This is a genomic window from Streptomyces sp. AC555_RSS877 (assembly GCF_019049245.1).
Classification (GTDB): Bacteria; Actinomycetota; Actinomycetes; order Streptomycetales; family Streptomycetaceae; genus Streptomyces.
Map to the genome: position 1 here is coordinate 224741 of NZ_JAGMUK010000025.1, position 18031 is coordinate 242771.

General features: G+C 71.1%; 13 protein-coding genes and 1 pseudogene. 11 read left to right on the forward strand and 3 right to left on the reverse strand.

Annotated elements, in window-relative coordinates:
* The first annotated feature begins 88 nt into the window (after nt 1-88).
* Together KUM49_RS12225 and KUM49_RS12230 are read left to right on the forward strand one after the other, a co-directional pair.
* Nucleotides 89-1408, forward strand: coding sequence for a radical SAM protein (locus KUM49_RS12225; protein WP_217236793.1), 1320 nt, complete (start codon nt 89-91; stop codon nt 1406-1408).
* A 190-nt stretch (nt 1409-1598) separates the two neighbouring features.
* Entirely contained in the window at nt 1599-3089 is a 1491-nt protein-coding gene (locus KUM49_RS12230) for a cellulose-binding domain-containing protein (RefSeq protein WP_217236794.1), read from the forward strand.
* 327 nt (nt 3090-3416) lie between these two features.
* Here the strand turns inward: KUM49_RS12230 and KUM49_RS12235 are convergent, their stop codons facing one another.
* Nucleotides 3417-5567, reverse strand: coding sequence for an alpha-galactosidase (locus KUM49_RS12235; protein ID WP_217236795.1), 2151 nt, complete (start codon nt 5565-5567; stop codon nt 3417-3419).
* Between the two features lie 120 nt (nt 5568-5687).
* Between KUM49_RS12235 and KUM49_RS12240 the strand changes: the two genes are divergently transcribed.
* The 8 genes from KUM49_RS12240 (at nt 5688) to KUM49_RS12275 (ending at nt 16117) form a co-directional block, all read left to right on the forward strand.
* Nucleotides 5688-6725: a LacI family DNA-binding transcriptional regulator gene (locus tag KUM49_RS12240; RefSeq protein WP_217236796.1), complete on the forward strand. Its 1038-nt coding sequence runs from the start codon at nt 5688-5690 to the stop codon at nt 6723-6725.
* A 56-nt stretch (nt 6726-6781) separates the two neighbouring features.
* Nucleotides 6782-8113 carry an ABC transporter substrate-binding protein gene (locus KUM49_RS12245; protein ID WP_217236797.1) on the forward strand — a complete coding sequence of 444 codons (1332 nt, stop codon included), beginning with the start codon at nt 6782-6784 and terminating at the stop codon, nt 8111-8113.
* Between the two features lie 18 nt (nt 8114-8131).
* Nucleotides 8132-9055: a carbohydrate ABC transporter permease gene (locus KUM49_RS12250; RefSeq protein ID WP_217236798.1), complete on the forward strand. Its 924-nt coding sequence runs from the start codon at nt 8132-8134 to the stop codon at nt 9053-9055.
* A gap of 213 nt (nt 9056-9268) precedes the next feature.
* The gene (locus KUM49_RS12255) at nt 9269-10054 is read left to right on the forward strand and encodes a carbohydrate ABC transporter permease (RefSeq protein WP_308406606.1); all 786 of its coding nucleotides are present in this window, start codon (nt 9269-9271) and stop codon (nt 10052-10054) included.
* An 88-nt stretch (nt 10055-10142) separates the two neighbouring features.
* Nucleotides 10143-12647: a CBM35 domain-containing protein gene (locus KUM49_RS12260; RefSeq protein WP_217236799.1), complete on the forward strand. Its 2505-nt coding sequence runs from the start codon at nt 10143-10145 to the stop codon at nt 12645-12647.
* A 328-nt stretch (nt 12648-12975) separates the two neighbouring features.
* Nucleotides 12976-14103, forward strand: coding sequence for a ribosome small subunit-dependent GTPase A (gene rsgA, locus KUM49_RS12265; protein WP_217236800.1), 1128 nt, complete (start codon nt 12976-12978; stop codon nt 14101-14103).
* Between the two features lie 89 nt (nt 14104-14192).
* Complete coding sequence (locus KUM49_RS12270; protein WP_217236801.1) at nt 14193-15596, forward strand: DNA-3-methyladenine glycosylase 2 family protein; 1404 nt, start codon at nt 14193-14195, stop codon at nt 15594-15596.
* Between the two features lie 32 nt (nt 15597-15628).
* Nucleotides 15629-16117, forward strand: a complete 489-nt coding sequence (locus KUM49_RS12275; protein ID WP_217236819.1) for a methylated-DNA--[protein]-cysteine S-methyltransferase — start codon at nt 15629-15631, stop codon at nt 16115-16117.
* Between the two features lie 16 nt (nt 16118-16133).
* Here the strand turns inward: KUM49_RS12275 and KUM49_RS12280 are convergent, their stop codons facing one another.
* Both KUM49_RS12280 and KUM49_RS12285 read right to left on the reverse strand, forming a co-directional pair.
* Nucleotides 16134-16508: a PPOX class F420-dependent oxidoreductase gene (locus tag KUM49_RS12280; RefSeq protein WP_217236802.1), complete on the reverse strand. Its 375-nt coding sequence runs from the start codon at nt 16506-16508 to the stop codon at nt 16134-16136.
* A gap of 121 nt (nt 16509-16629) precedes the next feature.
* Nucleotides 16630-17112, reverse strand: coding sequence for a DUF456 domain-containing protein (locus KUM49_RS12285; protein ID WP_217236803.1), 483 nt, complete (start codon nt 17110-17112; stop codon nt 16630-16632).
* A 210-nt stretch (nt 17113-17322) separates the two neighbouring features.
* On the opposite strand from KUM49_RS12285, the pseudogene KUM49_RS12290 reads away from it, so the two are divergent.
* Nucleotides 17323-18031 (forward strand): annotated as a pseudogene (locus tag KUM49_RS12290) (hypothetical protein); the annotation flags it as partial.

The following is an 18031-nucleotide window of genomic DNA, read 5'->3' on the forward strand; positions in this document are numbered from 1 at the left end:
GAGGGCGACGTGAGGGACCCGGCACGGCTGAGCCGCGGGCGAAGGCATACCGTGAGTAGTCGTACGCCTGAGCCGGGAGGAGACACGGATGGGCAGCCGTACCGCACTCGTCGAGGATCTGATGGAGAGGTTCCCGCACGTACCTAGGGAAGCCGTCTTCAAGGAGGATCTGCTCCGGGGTGGGGTGGCCTTCGATCCATCCGCCCTGAGCGACAACGAGGGTGGCGAGGTCAAGCCGAAGTCGTACTTCATCTTCTCCTTCGACCACGGCACACTGCCGGAACTCGGCGAGGCCGCGCTCCGCCGCCCGCCGGAGGAGATCATCCTCACGGGCGGACCGTACGACCTGCGGCGGACCGTCGTGTCCGTGCGGGTCAATCCGTCCTCGCCGTACCGGGTGGCGGCGGACGAGGGCGGTGTGCTCGGGCTCTACCTCGACGGCAAGCGGATCTCCGACGTCGGGGTGCCGCCGATGCCGGAGTACTACCGGCACACGCTCGCGAGCGGGAAGTCGGTGATGGAGGTCGCCCCGACCATCCAGTGGGGCTACCTGATCTACCTCACCGTCTTCCGGGTCTGCCAGTACTTCGGCGCCAAGGAGGAGTGCCAGTACTGCGACATCAACCACAACTGGCGCCAGCACAAGGCGGCCGGCCGGCCGTACACCGGTGTGAAGGACGTCGAGGAGGTCCTCGAAGCCCTGGAGATCATCGACCGGTACGACACCGCGAAGGCGTCCACCGCCTACACGCTCACCGGCGGCGCCATCACCAAGACGGTCTCCGGCCGTGACGAGGCCGACTTCTACGGCCACTACGCCAAGGCCATCGAGGAGCGCTTCCCCGGACGCTGGATCGGCAAGGTCGTGGCCCAGGCGCTGCCGCGCGACGACGTGCAGCGGTTCAAGGACCACGGCGTGCAGATCTACCACCCCAACTACGAGGTGTGGGACGAGTACCTGTTCAAGATGTACTGCCCGGGCAAGGAGCGCTACGTCGGCCGCGACGAGTGGCACAAGCGCATCCTCGACTCGGCGGAGATCTTCGGCGCGCGCAACGTCATCCCCAACTTCGTGGCCGGCGTGGAGATGGCCGAGCCCTTCGGCTTCACCACGGTCGACGAGGCGATCGCCTCCACCACCGAGGGCCTGCGCTTCTTCATGTCGCACGGCATCACGCCCCGCTTCACCACCTGGTGCCCCGAGCCGACGACCCCACTCGGCAAGGCCAATCCGCAGGGCGCGCCCCTGGAGTACCACATCCGTCTCCTGGAGGCCTACCGCGCCACCATGGACGACTTCGGCCTGGCCTCGCCCCCCGGCTACGGCCCGCCCGGCCCCGGTCGCGCGGTGTTCTCCGTCAGTTCCTTCATGGACAGTCTTCCCGCGGAGAAATCGGCGACGGTATAGGTGAGTCGTACGGAGGTCGCATCCGTACTACAGGTAGGAGTTGTAGGGTGCGGCTGTCCGGACATGACAATTGAACAGGGCGCTTGTCAGTTGTGTGGGAGGCGTGAAAAACTCCTCCCCTGCCGCGAGGTTCCCCCCAACTCCTTTGCCAGTATGGCGAGTTGACCTCGCATGTATACGCAGGAGACCCATGCCCGACCTGCCGACTCCCCAGGACGCCGCCGAGGCCGCGCTGTTCTCAGAGTGCTGGGATGCCGTGCTCTCCTACGCGGACCTGTGCACGTCCGGCTCCACCGCGGCCACCCAACTGGCCACGGAGGCGTTCTCCCTCGGTATGCGCGAAGCCCGCGACGCGCAGTCCGCTCCCGCCCGCAGCGCCGGCCGCCGCCCGGCCCGCCTGCCCAGAATCCCGCTCTTGCTGACCGCCGTGCGCAACACCGCGGCGGCCTGGGAGATCCAGGGACAGGGTCACCAGCTCGACCCCGAACTGCGCCTGTGGCTCAACTCCGACAAGGCCGCCCGCTACACCGGCCCCCCGCTGCGGCGCCCGCTCGCGCTGCGCGGCCTGCGCGACCTCCAGGAACCGGACGCGGCCCTGCTGTGGCTGGCCGAGGTGGAGGCGCTGCCCCTGACCATGGTGGCCCGCCGGCTCGGCCTCGACCCGGCCGTCGTGGGGGAGGAACTCACCCAGGTGCGCGGCCTGTTCCGGGACCGCTGCCACCGCAACCATCTCGACTCGCCGATGGACGCGCAGTGTCGCAGCTACGCCCGGCTCCTCGACGCCGTCACCCGCTCGCCGGCCGCCGACACCCCGAACGACCTCTCCCGGCACCTCGCCCGCTGCGTGGAGTGCGCGGAGGCCGCCGCCTGCCTCCGGCTGCAGGGAGGCGGAACGCCCGCGGCCCTCGCCGGCGGAGTGATCGGCTGGGGCGGCCTCGCCTACCTGGAGCGCCGCCGACGGGCCGCCGAGGTCCGTCTCGGTGCCGGGCGCCCGGCACCGGCGGACAGCGAGAACGGCCCGCCGAACCCGGACGCCCACAAGGCACGCGTCGTGCGCAACGGCCTTCTGGTCGCGGCCGTCCTGGTCTCCCTGCTGGCACTCGCCGTCTCGATGATGCCGGGCGCGGGCACCGGCGACGGCGTCGCGTCGCCCGGCGACTCGGCCGACCGGCAGCCGGTCGCCGACCCGCGTCCGTCCGTCCCGTCCGACGACGAGAGCTCGTCCGCCTTCCCGGAACCGACGGCCGCCGGCTCGCCGAGCACCGCCCGGGCGCCCAACGGGAAGAACCCCGGGACCACGCCCCAGGGCACGGCCGCCTCCACCGCCCCCGGCGGCGCGGAACCGGCCCCCGGCGAGAGCGAGCCCGCGTCCTGCCGGGTCCGGTACGACCTGGTCGGCGAGTGGCCCGACGGCTTCCAGGCCACCGTCACGGTCACCACCGAACGCCCCCTCGACTCCTGGAGCGTCGCCTGGTCCTTCCGGGACGGCCAGAAGGTCGGCCAGATGTGGGACGCGAGCTTCGCCCAGAACAAGTCCCGGGTCACCGCCACCTCCGCCGACTACAACAAGAAGGTCCCCGCCGACGGCAGCCTCGCCTTCGGCTTCCTCGCCTCCTGGCAGGGGAAGAACTCGCCGGCGTACGACTTCACACTGAACGGGGACACCTGCACGAAGGCGTGAGGACGACGCCTCGGAGGCGTCCAGCAGCACGGGGCAGGCGACGGTGACGTCCTGCCGCCAACCTGCGGCCGACCTCATGGACGCCGGGCGGCACAGCCGCTCTGCCGTGCCGCGTGGCGAGTACCGCGTGCGGCACACGAACTGGGGAGGACGGACCGACTGGCTGAGGCCGAGCCGCCTGCCCGCCGGCCGGCCCGTCTGCTGGTAGATCCCCACGACGGGGCCCGCGAGGGCGTGGCCGGGCGGCCGCCCGCTCCGGCTTCCGCGGCGCCGAGGCCCGTCGCGTCCCCCGGAGGCCGGCGCTGGGCATGCGCCCTCCTCGCTCCCCTAACCGCCCGGGATGAGCCGGACGAGCAGGACCCCTGGTGTGCGCGGCAGCGACACCCGCAGTCCGTCGCCGTCCCAGACCGCCGAGCCCGGACCCGCGGCGGACGGGTGCAGGATGTCCGCCCGGGCCTCACGACCGGCCAAGTGCCCTACGGGCAGGTGGAGTTCGCTGTCCCCACCCCGCCGCCACACCGAGACGTACGTGCAGCCGTCCGGCACGCGCAGTCCCAGAGCCAGCCACTCGTCCGTCCACCCGGGCAGACCGAGCGGCCAGAACGGCACTGCTCGGGCGAGGTCCTCGCGGATCGTCTTGTACGTCCCCACCGCGTCCCGCACGAGCCCGAGCTGGTGTGCCGACATGCGGTCCAGATGACCGGACAGATGGATCCGCCCGAGCAGTGCGCCGCCCAGGGTGAAGGTGATGAGGTCGTCGTCGTAGTCGGGCTGCGGGTAGGCCCAGACGGCGCCCTGCTCGGGCGGGACGGCCGTCGGTGCCGCAGCGGCGATCGCCGGGTAGCGCAGCGGATCCTGCTGGTCGCTGGTGGACTGGAGCTGGGCGACGGCGAGCGTGGCGCCGTCCATGCGCATCCCGCCCGAGGCGCAGTTCTCGACGACCAGCCCGCGGTGGCGGTCCAGGACGTCGGACAGCCAGTCCAGGTAGGCCTGGGCGTGGCCGAGGAGTCCGGCTCCCGGTGCGATGTCCCCGGTGACGCCCGTGTCTCCGGGGGCGCAGGTTCCCGGGTCGACCACGATGTTGTAGTCCAGCTTGAGGTAGCCCACCCCCCAGTCGCCGACGATCCGGTCCACCGTCTTGTCGAGGTGTGCGCGGGCGGCCGGGTGCCGCAGGTCGAGCTGGTGGCGGCCCTGTTCGGTCAGGCGTACGCCGTCCCGCTGGAAGAAGGCATCCGGAGGGAGTGCGGACGCGACGGGGCTGCGCACGCCGACGACCTCCGGCTCCAGCCACAGGCCGGGCACCATTCCGCGTTCCCGGATCCGGTCCAGGACCTTGCCGATCCCGCCGTCGGGGAAGCGGCGGGGCGAGGCCAGCCATTCGCCCACGCTGTCCCACCACCCCCGGGTGTCGTCGTCGTACCAGCCCGAGTCGATGCAGAAGTACTCCGCGCCGGCCTCGGCGGCCGCGTCGATCAGCGGCAGCAGCTTCTCGGTGGTCGGGTCGCCCATCAGCGTGTTCATGTAGTCGTTGAAGACGACCGGAAGTGTGATGTGGTCCGGGTGGGGGCGGCGGACGGCACGGCGGTACGAGGTCAGCGCGCCCATCGCCGCGTCGAACCCGGAACCGAGGGCCAGCACCCCCGGCACGGTGGTGAACTCCTCACCCGGCGCGAGCCGGACCCGCCACTGGTGTTCGGCGTCGGTGGGGCCGTTCAGCGCCAGATACGTGCCGCGGGCGTGTTCGCCCAGGTCCCACCGCCAGCCGGCCGGGGACTCGGTCTGCCACAGCCAGGTCCGGCCGCCGTCCCGCTCCGTCAGCGCGCCCATCGCCAGGTGCCCGTCGGTGGGCCAGCTGCCGCGCCCGGCGAGGACGAGGGCGGCCCGGCTGTCGTGCTGGTGGGCACCGACGTTGATGTCGGCGACGGTGTCGCGCAGCGGTTCGGCGTACCAACGGCACTCGGCGAGCCAGTCGTTGCGCGCCCGGTGCACGTCGAGCGCGTCCGCAGAAGGCAGGCCGCCGAGCAGCAGGCTGCTGACGGACTGGACGACCAGGGGCTCGGTGCCCTCGTTGCGCAGCCGGACGCGGGAGCGGAGCACCGGCAGTCCGGTCGGGGACGTCAGTTCGACGAACGCCGTCAACCCGGTGGCGGAGTCGTGGAGTTCGACGGTCAGCCACTCCCGGTCGGCGCGTCTGCCGCTGCGGTGGCCGCGGTACCGCAGGCGCGTACCGAAGGCCGTGCCGGTGAAGCGCGGGCCGGACCAGCCGCTGCCGTGGCCGAGGGCGGTCAACTCGACGAGGGGGAGGGCGGCCTCCGGGTCACAGGCGGGCCCGGCGTCGCCGGGAGCGGCCAGCCGGACCAGCCGCAGGGTCCCGTCGGAGGCGGTGGCGAACTCGGTCCCGAGTCCCGAGTGATCCCAACGGAACGTGTCCTCCGGGTGGTTGGCGATCTTCCTCGTCGCATCCGCCGTACCGGCCAAGGCGTGTCCCCCTCCTGACCCCGCCCCTGTCGTTCCTCGGCGGCGGCGGTCTGCGTCAGTCGCGTGAATCCATCGTTACGGTCTCTTGACGACCGCATTGTGACCGGTCACAATCCTGGCATGAATGTGACCGGTCACACAAGCCGCCCGCCGAGCATCCGGGACGTGGCGACGGCCGCCGGGGTCTCGTACCAGACCGTGTCCCGGGTGATCAACGGCCATCCCAGCGTCAAACCGGCCACCCGGGAACGGGTGCTCGCCGCCATCGACGAGCTGGGTTTCCGGCGCAACGCCACCGCGCTCGCCCTGGCCAGCGGCCGCAGCAGGGCCGTGACCGTGCTCACCGCCAACACCACCCACTACGGCTACGCCTCCATCCTCCAGGGCATCGAGGAGGCCGCCCGCGCCGCGTCCTACGCGGTGGGGATCGGCGTCCTCGAATCGGCGGACGAGCCCGCCGTCGCCGCCGAAGTGCAGCGGGCGGCGGACGCGGGCGGCGGACTGATCGTGATCGCCTACGATCCGGCCGGGGTACGGGCCCTGGCCGCCGTCCCCGCCGAACTGCCGGTCGTCGGCGTCGTCGAGACCCCCACGAGCCCGCCCTCGGGCGACCGCCCCTGGGTGTGGACCGACGACCGCGAGGCCGCCTACGAGGCGACCCGCCACCTGCTCTCCCTCGGCCACCGCACCGTCCACTACGTCGCCATCCCCTCCAGCACCCGCCGCACCAGCGCCCGCACCTCCGGCTGGCGGCAGGCGCTGAAGGAGGCCGGAGCACCCGAACCCCGCCCGGTGCAGGGCAACTGGGGCCCGGCCGGCGGTCACGGCGCGGGCCTGGAACTGGCGAAGGACCCGGACGTCACCGCGATCCTGTGCGGCAACGACGACCTCGCCCTCGGGGTGCTGCGCGCCCTGTACGAGTCCGGCCGGTCCGTCCCCGGCGACGTCAGCGTGGCCGGTTTCGACGACGCCCCGCACTCCGCGTTCCTCACCCCGTCACTGACGACCGTACGCATGGACTTCACCGGCCTCGGCCGGTCCGCGTTCGCCCTGCTGCACGGGGTGCTGGAGGAGTCCGCGCAGATCGCCCCGCACCCCGTGTCCGTACCCGAGCTGGTGGTGAGGGAGAGCTCGGGACCCCCGTCCGCCCGCGACTGAGATCTCGGTACCGCCGTCCTGAACCCCCCGTTCGTGAAAGGCACTTGAGGTACGTGATGAAGACAAGAGCTCTCCCCGCCCTGGCCCTGATATGCGCCGTCGGCCTGGCCGTCACCGCGTGCAGTGACCCCACCGCCGGTGACTCCGGCGACTCCGGTACGGACGCGAAGCAGACGGCCGTCGACCCGACCGCCCGGCTCGACGGCGTGAAGCTGACCATGTGGACCGCGCAGAACACGGTCAACGCACCGAAGCAGGTCGTCGACGCCTTCGAGAAGGCCACCGGCGCCGAAGTGGAGACCCAGGCGATCCCGGACCTCTACGAGCAGAACGTGCCGACCAAACTCGCCTCCGGCGACCGGCCGGACCTGATGTTCTGGCAGCCCTCCATCTCCACGCTGCCCTTCATCCAGCCCCAGCAGAACCTGCTCACCCTCGACGGGGAGGAGTGGGTCTCCAAGCTCGGCTCCACCGAGCGGTCCCTCGGCGTCATCGACGGCAAGCGGTACGCGGCGATCGTCACCAGCCCCGCCATGCTCGGCGTCTATTACAACAAGGACGTCTTCCGGCAGGCGGGACTGGCCGAGAAGGACTTCCCCAAGTCGTACGACGACCTGCTGGACCTCGGCCGCACCGTCACCGCCAAGACCGACGCGGCCGGCTTCTACGAGGCCGGCGGAGACCAGTGGCCCCTGCAGTGGCAGATGCAGGTCCAGCTCACCGACCTCGACAAGCAGTGGTGGGCGGATCTGAACCAGAACAAGAAGAAGTGGACCGACCCGGTCGTCGTCGGCGCGATCAAGAAGTACAAGGAGAAGCTGCTCGACGCCGGGCTCGCCCAGAAGAACTACAGGACCGGCACCTTCACCGGGCAGGCCGACTCCCTCTGGAAGGGCGAGGCCGGCATGGTCCTCAACGTCACCTCCTTCCAGAGTCAGTTGCAGGCCAAGTACTCCACCGCCGAGATCGACAAGAAGATCGGCTGGTTCCCGGTCGCCAACTCCTCGGCCACCGGCCTGTACTCGCCCGACCAGACCAACGGCGTGGTCGCCTTCAAGACCGGCGACGAGAAACGGCAGAACGCCGCCCGGCAGTTCCTGGCGTTCTGGCTCGGCCCCGACTACGCCGACTACATCAAGGCGATGAAGATCCCGTCCGTGCAGCCGTCCGTGCCCACCCCCGACGGACTCCCCGAGGCGTCCAAGGACCAGGTCGCGGCCCTGCCCAAAGCCATCGGGGTCTTCCAGGCCAAGGCGATCGTCGCCCCGGACACGCACCTCTACCTCGCCGACATGCTCTACGGCAAGAAGAGCCCGCAGCAGGTCGCCCAGGCGATCCAGGACCAGTTCGCGCAGGTGGCCAAGGCCCAGGGCGCGGCCGGCTTCTAGACGACACGGGGCTTTTCGATGGCGGACACAGCCATACGTACGCGCAAGCAGGCATCCACGACAGGCGGACCCCGGCGGGTGGGACGGCTCCCGCGCGCCGCCGTGCACCACCCCTGGTGGTTCGCGCTCCCGGCGATCGTCGTCTTCGCGGGCTTCTTCCTGGTGCCGAACCTGCTCAACTTCTACTACCCGTTCACCAACTGGTCCTCGTACCACGCGGACATCGCCTTCACCGGCCTCGACAACTTCAAGACCATCGCCGACGACGGCTCCCTGCTGCGCGCGATCCGTACGACCCTGCTGTACGCCCTGCTGGCCGCGCTGTTCCAGAACGGCTTCGGGCTCGTGCTCGCCCTGCTGCTGGAGGCCGACAGCCGCTTCAACCGGTTCTTCCGCGCCGTCTTCTTCCTGCCCGTGCTCATTTCCGCGCTCGCCACCGGATACGTCTTCCAGGCCCTCCTCGACCAGGACGGCGCCGTCAACTCCGTCCTGGGCACGGACATTCCGTGGCTGGGCTCGACGACCTGGACGCTGGTCCTGGTCACCCTCATCCACGGCTGGAAGTGGATGGGCCTGGCCATGCTGATCTACCTGGCCGGCCTCAAGGGCATCCCCGGCGAGATGCTGGAGGCCGCGAAGTGCGACGGCGCCGGGCCCTGGCGGACCTTCTGGTCGGTGCGCTGGCCGATGCTCGCGCCGGCCGTCACCTTCAACGTCACCACGGCGCTGATCGGCTCGATGAACACCTTCGACATCGTGCAGGCCACGACGGGCGGCGGGCCCGCGGGATCCACGGAGGTCTTCAACATCTACATGTTCCGCGTATTCGGACAAGGGCTGTACGCCCAAGCCTCCACGATGAGTTTGGTGCTCTTCCTCATCGTGGTGGCCTTGGCGATTCCGCTTGTCTTCGGCTTGCGTCGAAGGGAGCAACTGCTTTGAACCCTCCTCCTCGCGGGCGAGGAGGCTGGCTCACACTGCTCTGTCGCTCAACGAGCGACCGAGACTCACACGATCAGCACCAGCCGGGTTGGAACCAGCCCGGTCCCCGAAGGAAGGGAGGTTGATGTGCTGGCTTGGTTCTCGCGCAACACGTCGATAAGCCTACCAACTGTCGGCCCACGTCTGTGGCGCATCGGTCGCCCCGCTCTGATCGTGGCCATCGCTGCCCTGGCCGTCGGCGTACCGCTGTGGCTGGTCGCCGTCACCTCCGCCAAACCGCAGGCGGAGGCCATCAAGCCGAACCTCGACCCGCCCGGGCACTGGCAGGCCGGCAGCAACTACGCGGACGCCGTCGGCCAGGGCGAGATGCTGCGCGGCTTCGTCAACTCGCTGCTCGTCGTGCTGCCTTCGGTGATCCTCGTCCTGATCCTCGGCGCGGGCGCCGCCTGGGTCTTCGCCCGCCGCAAGTCAAAGCTGGTCTCGGCCGCGTACGCGCTGTGCATCAGCGGACTGCTGCTGCCGCCCGCCGTCATCACCATCGTGATGGAACTGCGGCAGCTGGGGCTCTCCAACACCCGGCCCGGGATGATCGCCGTCTACACCGGGATGTACCTGTCCACGTCGATCTTCTTCATGACGGGCTTCATCCGCGCCATCCCCTTCGAACTGGAGGAGGCCGCCCGGATCGACGGGGCGCGGCCGGCGCGGATCTTCCTGCGGATCATCCTGCCGCTGCTCAGGCCCGTGATCGCCACCGCGACGATCATGGTGATGCTCTACGCCTGGAGCGACATCTTCTACGCCTTCTTCGTCCTCGGCGGCGGAGAAAGGGCGACCCTGCCGCTCAACCTCTACAAGGTCGCCAGCGCCCAGCTCTACCTCAACAACTGGCATCTCGTCTTCGCGTACGTCGTGGTGATGAGCCTGCCCATGGTCGCCGTGTTCCTCGTCGGCCAGCGAAAGATCGTGTCCGGAATCACCAGTGGAGCCGTCAAGTGACCGGAGGTCCAACCGCGTGATCACCCCCACCCGCACGAGATCCCGTCTCGGAACAGTTCTCGTCACCACCGCACTCGGAGTCGCCGCCATGGCAGGCACCCTCCCCGCCGCGGGTTCCGCGGCAGCATCCCCCACTCTCGACTTCGCTCGAGCGGGAGGTACCCCCATCGACCCCCAGCGGCTCACCGTCGACCTCGGCGCCTCCGAAGGTCCGGTGATGCTCGGCGCCAACGGCGCGCTGTACGGGCTCAGCGACGACGGCGTGCCCAGCGACGCCGCCCTGGAGCCCCTGAAGATCACCAGCATCTCGCAGAAGCCGGAGGGCGGCGCCCAGCACCCCAACGGCGACGCGCTCACCGTCTCCAAGTCGTTCTTCCGCAATGGCGGCGGCGAGATCAACGTGATGATGCAGGACATCTACGCCAAGTGGCCCTACGAGGACCTCGGCATCGACGACTACCTCCCCAAGGTCGACAAGATCGTCAAGGAGGTGTCGGCGGACCCGAACAGCGACCGTTTCGTCTACATCCCGTTCAACGAGCCCGACCAGATCTGGTACAACCTCGGCACCTCCGACCAGGCGCAGTACGAGGCCAACCGCGACCGGTTCTTCAAGGACTGGAAGACGGTCTACCAGCGCATCCGCGCGATCGACCCCGACGCGCGGATCGCCGGCCCCAACGAGGCCGGCTACCACACCCGCCTGCTGACCGACTTCCTCACCTTCGCCCAGCGGGAGAACGTCCTGCCGCAGGTGATGACCTGGCACGAACTGAGCTCCGGTTCACTGCGCGACTTCCAGGGCAACTACGACAACTACCGCTCCATAGAGCGCAAGTTGGGCATCGCGCCGCTGAAGATCAACATCGATGAGTACGCCAACCGGCGTGACCTGTCCGTCCCCGGGCAGCTCGTGCAGTGGGTCTCGATGTTCGAGCGGAACAAGGTGTACGCCAACCAGGCCTACTGGGACGCCGCCGGCAACATGGACGGCAACGTCGTCCGGTCCAACATCCCCAACGGCGGCTGGTGGCTGTTCCGCTGGTACGCCGGAATGACCGGTGACACCGTCAAGGTGACCCCGCCGCAGGCCAACACCATCGACACCCTCCAGGGGCTCGCCTCCCTCGACCCCTCGCGCCGCCAGGCCCAGGTACTGCTCGGCGGCTCCGCCGGCGACTCCGACGTCGTCGTCCAGAACGTCCCCCGGTCCGTGTTCGGCCGCACGGTCACCGCGACCGTCGCCGAGGCGGCCTGGTCCGGCTACGAAGGGCAGCACGCCACGCCGCGCGTCCTCGCCCGTACGAAGGTGAAGGTGGCGGCCGACGGCACGGTGACCGTCCCGCTGCGCGGCCTGCACAAGATGTCCGCCTACCGGATCGTCCTCACCCCCGGCGGCTCCGGCACCCCGACCGCGGCCACTGTCCCGTGGTCGGCGTCGTACGAGGCCGAGAACGCCGCCATCACCGGCGGCCAGGTGTACACCCAGGGCACGGTCAGCAACGCCAACGGCTACGCGGCCTCCGGGACGAAGGACGTCGGCTCGCTCAACCAGGCCTCCAGCAAGGTCGACTTCACCGTGACGGTGCCCGAGGACGGGACCTACGACCTGGCGATCCTCTACGGCAACCAGTCCGGCGGCCCCTCCACGCAGAAGCTGTCGGTCGACGGCGGCGACCCGGTCACCGTCACCTACCCGTCCACCGAGAACTGGACCTACCGTGCCAAGAAGGACGTCAGCCTCGACCTGCCGGCCGGCACCCACACGCTGACGCTGGCCAAGGGCGACGCCGAAGTCACCCTCGACCGCGTCGACCTGACCGCCCGTGCCGCCAAGCCCTCCGCGTCGTACGAGGCCACCCTCGCCGACATCAGCGGCAACCCGTCGTACGACTACTCCTCGTCGGCCGGCGTGGGCACCGGCGCCCTCGTCCTGCGCAAGGGCGACAAGGCCGTCTTCGACGTCTACGCCCCGCGCGACGGCTACTTCACCGTGGTGCCGCGCACCTCGGCGCCGGTACGCCTCACCCTGCACGGCGAGACGGTGTCGGCGGCGCCGGGCCGGCCGCTGCGGCTGTACCTCGTCGCGGGCAACAACCGGGTCGCGATGACGGCCTCCCACGCCTCCGCACACTCCCTCGACGTCTCGGGCGAGGGCTCGACCCACGGCACGCTCTCCTACGAGGGCGCCTCGGCCACCCTCGCGGGCGGCGCCGAGCTGGTCGACTCCGCGCACGCCTCCGCCGGCTCGTACATCGGCCGGCTCGGCAACAGCGCCTCCAGCACCGCCGAGTTCACGGTGGACGCGCCCAGGTCGGGCCGCTACCTGCTGGTCGTCCACTACGCGCACAACGACCGGCGCGACAACGGCCACGCCTACAACACGGACATCATGTCCCGCACGGCGGACATCACCGTGGGGAACGCGGCGCCCCGGAAGGTCACGTTCAAGAACACCTGGAGCGTCGACGACTACTGGACGCTGGGCGTCCCCGTCGACCTGAAGAAGGGCTCCAACAGTGTGACCTTCGGGAACGCGAGCGCCTGGGCCCCGGACATCGACCGGATCGAACTGGGCCGGATCATCGGCTAGCCCGGTCCGGACCCGGCGGTGGCCCCGACTGCTCCTCGGTCGGGGCCACCGCCCTGAGCGGGCCGGAGTGTGGCCGGGGGCCGGAAAAAAGGGTTGGCGCGCGTGCTCGTGTGTCCCTATTCTGGCGGAGCTTCGCGCGGTGGCCGTCGGCCGCCGCCGTCAGTCGTTCAGGAACGGGAGGTGTGACCGATGGCTGTCTTTGAGATGGGCGCTGCCCTCATCCAGAAGTTCATCAAGTCCACCTCCGTGGCCGCCGGCTGACACGACTCCTCACCACTCCGCGCGTCCGTGACGCGCGTGCCGGGGCCGCCCTTGTGAAGGGTCTCCCTTGACTTCCAGCGCAGCTTCATCCGCTTCATCCGCTTTCACCGCTTCTTCTGTCTTCTCCGCGCTCGCTCCCTACGGCTGGGACGACGCATGGGCGGACGAGTTCGCCCCCCACGAGCCCGACGGGCTCCTGCCCGGACGGGTGATCCGGGTCGACCGCGGGCAGTGCGACGTGGTCACCGCCGACGGGATCGTCCGGGCGGACACCGCGTTCGTCACCCCGAACGACCCCATGCGGGTCGTGTGCACCGGCGACTGGGTCGCCGTCGAACCCGCGGGCAACCCGCGCTACGTACGCACGTATCTGCCACGCCGTACCGCCTTCGTGCGCTCCACCTCCTCCAACCGGTCCGAGGGGCAGATCCTCGCGGCCAACGTCGACCACGCGATCATCGCCGTGTCGCTGGCCGTCGAAGTCGACCTCGGCCGCATCGAGCGGTTCCTCGCCCTGGCCTGGGAGTCCGGGGCGCAACCCCTGGTCGTGCTGACCAAGGCGGACCTCGTGCCGGACCCGGTGACGCTCGGTCATCTCGTCCAGGACGTCGAGACGGCCGCGCCGGGCGTGCCGGTGCTGCCGGTCAGCTCCCTGGACGGGGCCGGACTGGAGGTCCTGGTGGCCGTCGTCTCCGGTGGGACGACCGTGCTGCTCGGCCAGTCCGGCGCGGGCAAGTCGACGCTCGCCAACGCGCTGCTGGGCGAGGAGGTCATGGACGTACGGGCCACCCGGGACGCGGACGGCAAGGGCCGGCACACCACGACCACCCGCAACCTGCTGGCCCTGCCCGGCGGCGGTGTCCTGATCGACACGCCGGGGCTCAGGGGGGTCGGACTGTGGGACGCCGAGAGTGGCGTCGGACAGGTCTTCTCCGAGATCGAGGAGCTGGCCGCGCGCTGCCGGTTCCACGACTGCGCGCACGAGAGCGAACCCGGGTGCGCGGTACTCGCCGCCATCGAGGACGGTGAACTGGCCGAACGGCGGCTGGACAGCTACCGCAAGCTCATGCGGGAGAACCAGCGGATCGTCGCCAAGACCGACGCACGCCTGCGGGCGGAGATCAAACGGGACTGGAAGCGGAAGGGGGCGCAGGGCAAGGCGGCGATGGAGGCGAAGCGGGGACGCTGGGCATGAGGAGACGGGCGTAGGGCGGCCGGAGGGGCAGCTCGACGTCCGATTTCCGCCAGCTCCGGCCCTGGTCCTGGCCCACACTGGATGACGTGATGGACGAGGACACCAGGTACGAAGCGGTGCGCAGCCGGGACGGACGGTTCGACGGCGAGTTCTTCTTCGCCGTCGAGACGACCGGCATCTACTGCCGGCCCAGCTGCCCGGCGGTGACCCCGAAGCGGCACAACGTCCGGTTCTTCGCGACGGCCGCCGCCGCGCAGGGCTCCGGATTCCGGGCCTGCCGGCGGTGCCGGCCGGACGCCGTGCCCGGCTCCGCCGAGTGGAACGTACGGGCGGACGTGGTCGGGCGGGCCATGCGGCTGATCGGCGACGGTGTCGTCGACCGGGAGGGCGTCGCCGGGCTCGCCGCACGGCTCGGCTACAGCGCCCGGCAGGTCCAGCGCCAGCTCACCACCGAACTCGGCGCCGGACCGGTCGCCCTCGCCCGGGCCCAGCGGGCCCACACCGCGCGCGTCCTGCTCCAGACGACCGGCCTGCCGGTCACGCAGATCGCGTTCGCGTCCGGCTTCGCCAGCGTGCGCCAGTTCAACGAGACCATGCGGGACGTGTACGCCTCGACGCCCAGCGAGCTGCGGGCCGCCGCCCCGCCCGGCGGCCGGGCATCCCGCCGCACGACCACACCGACCGCCGGGATCCCGCTGCGGCTCGCCCACCGGGGCCCGTACCGGTCCGCAGCCGTCTTCGACCTGCTGGCGGCCGAGGCGGTGGCCGGTGTGGAGGAGGTGGTCGGGCCGCGCGGGCGACGCACGTACCGGCGCACCCTGCGCCTGCCGCACGGCACCGGAATCGTCGCCGTCGACGAGCGGCCGGGCGCCGCGAGGTCCACGTCCGGCGCCCATCCGGGCGGCTGGCTGGATGCCCGCCTGCACCTCACCGACCCCCGCGACCTGACCACCGCCGTTCAGCGGCTGCGCCGGCTCTTCGACCTGGACGCCGACCCGTACGCCATCGACGAACGGCTCGGCACCGACGCACGGCTCGCCCCGCTGGTCGCCGCCCGGCCGGGACTGCGGTCGCCGGGCGCCGCCGACCCGGAGGAGCTCGCCGTGCGGGCCCTCGTGGGACGAGCCGAGGCCAAGCGGCTGGTCCAGCTCTACGGCAAGACGCTGGACGCCCCCTGCGGCAGCCTCACCCACCTTTTCCCGGAACCGGCCGTCCTCACCGGGGCCGAACCCGAGGGCACCCTGGGGGCCCTCACCGCCGCCCTCGCCGACGGCGTCCTACGACTGGACCCGGGCGCCGACCGCGACGACGCCGAGGCGGCCCTGCTGGCACTGCCCGGCCTGGACGCCCGCACCGCCGCCACCATCCGCACCCGCGCCCTGGGAGACCCGGACGTGACGCCGCCCGGCCCGGACACCCCGGACAGCTGGCGCCCCTGGCGCTCGTATGCCGTGCAACACCTGCGCGCAGCAGGGGAGTTGGAGTACCGATGACCGCCGGAGCACCCATGACCGCCGGAGCGCAGATGACCATCGACACGCACTACACCACCCTGGACAGCCCGGTCGGGCAACTCCTCCTCACCGCCGGCCCGGACGGTGTTCTGACCTCCCTCTCCGTGCCCGGCCAGAAGAAGGGCCGTACGCTCCAGGCCGGTTGGCGGCACGACCCTGACCTCTTCCGTGCCGCCGAGGAACAGATCACCGCCTACTTCGCCGGTGAACTCAAGAAGTTCCGGCTGCAGTTGCGCGGTGACGGCAGTGTCTTCCGGGAGCGGGTCTGGGCCGCCCTCGACACCGTCCCCTACGGCGCGACCACGACGTACGGCGAGATCGCCGCACGTATCGGCGCCTCCAGGGCCGCCGTACGGGCCGTCGGCGGCGCGATCGGGGCCAACCCACTGCTGATCCTGCGGCCCTGCCACCGGGTGATCGGGGCCGACGGTTCCCTCACCGGATACGCGGGCGGGCTGGAGCGCAAGACGAGGCTCCTCGCTCTCGAAGGCGTCCTCTGAGCGCTCTCCGCGCAACCTAGACGTCGTCCTCCAGCCCCCAGCTGTGGATCCGCCGCGGATGGAGGCGGATGACCTCCTCGCTGAAGTGCGGGCCCAAGTCGTGCGGGCCCGTGAGGAGTTCGGCCTCGCCCCGGATGTCGATACCGCGGACCCGCCACGGCTTCAGGCTCACGATGTCGTCGACGACCAGGGCGACCTTCGAATTCTGCCGGAGGTTGCGCCACTTCTTGGTGCGGCCCATCGCGAAGCCGCCGATCAGGATGGTCCCGTCGGGCCGGGGGTGGAAGCCGACCGGGTTCGCCTGGGGCTGGCCGTGCGGGTCGACGGTGGCCAGTCGTCCCAGGCGCTGGGAGCTGAGGTAGGCGAGCTCGGCCTCGCTGAATTCGGTCATGGCAGCCACCCAAACACCCCGGCCTGCCGGGCGCATCGGACCCTCGTCCTGGTTCCCGGGGCCTACGACGGCCGAGGTGCCCCGCACACCCATGTGAACGAAGGTGCAAGCTTCCCCCGGCTCAGCCCCACAGCACCGCGCCCAGCCACGCTCCCATGATCAACAGGCAGGTGAACAGCTCCGCCAGCACGCTGGAGCCGCCCGAGCGCATCGCCGTGCGCAGGGCCGCCATCGCCTCGCCGTGCCGGCCGAGCCGGAGCCGTTCGCACAGGTAGATGCCGCCCATGAAGCCGGGGATCGCGCCGAGCACCGGGATCAGGAAGAAGCCGGCGAACGCCCCCACGCCGGCGTACACCCCCATGCGTACGGTGGCGCCGCTCGCCCGCAGCCGTCGGGGCGGCAGCGCCCAGCGCACCACCTGGGAAAGGAGCAGCGCGGCGGTGGCGGCCACCAGGACGGCCCAGGCGAGCGGCCTGGGATCCTTCAGCGCCCACCACATGACCGCGGCCCACACTAGCCACGAGCCGGGCACGCCGGGCACCAGCACTCCGCCCACACCGAACAGAATGACCAGGCCGACCAGCAGGAGATCCACCACTCCCATCTGTCCAGGGTGCCGGAGAGCGGCCGAAGACGCAGGTCAGGGTGCGGGCCTACGCCCGTGCACCGACGCGTCGGGCAGCGGGGCCGCCCGGTTGCTTGCGCCGTATGGCCGTTCGACGACTCACTCGACACGCCCTTCGACGTGCCGTGCGCCGCCGTATTTTCCGGATGCCCCGTTTTCATACGGCCCGCGCGGTGGACAATTGGGGGCATGAACCAGCAGGGGGGAAAGGCCAGCGGTCACGAGGACGACTGGTGGGGGCAGCTGTACGACGACACCACCGAGGACACGGGCCCCACACCCACGCCCGACTCACTGGACGACCGGTTCGTTTCGGCGGCGGAAACGGTGGAGGGGCGCGGCGCGGCTCAGGGGGAGGACCAGGGCGGAATTCCGGCACAGCGTCCCGGCGGCGCCGCCGGCGCGGAAGACGCGAGGCCTGCGGCAGGGTCCGGTGACGCCGGTACCGGCGGGGTCGCGGCGGGCGGGGTCGCCGGTTCACGTCCGGGTTCTGCCGGGGTCGCGGAGGGCGGGATCGCCGCTTCACGGCTCCCCGAGGCCGGGAGCGGCGCGCCGCGAGCCGGTGGCGGCGGTGCGGTGGATCCCCCTGCGCGCGCGGGGTTCGCAGGGTTGCGGGCTCCCTGGGAGCCGCCGCCCGACCGGCCTCCCGGGCCCGCGACCTTCCCGCCCGGTCCGAAGCCCCCGGGGTTCGCCGAGCAGTCGCCGCCCTGGGGCCGCGCGGCTCCCGGGCAACCGCCGCCCGCCCCCGAGCAACCGCCGCCCCCCGGCCGTACGGCCGCCGCGACCGGTGACCGCACCTTTGCGGAGCCCCCCACCACGACCACCGCCGCACCGCGGATGTCCTCGGACGCACCCCCGCCTCCCTCCGCGCCCCCTCCGCCACCACCCCCTTTCGGCC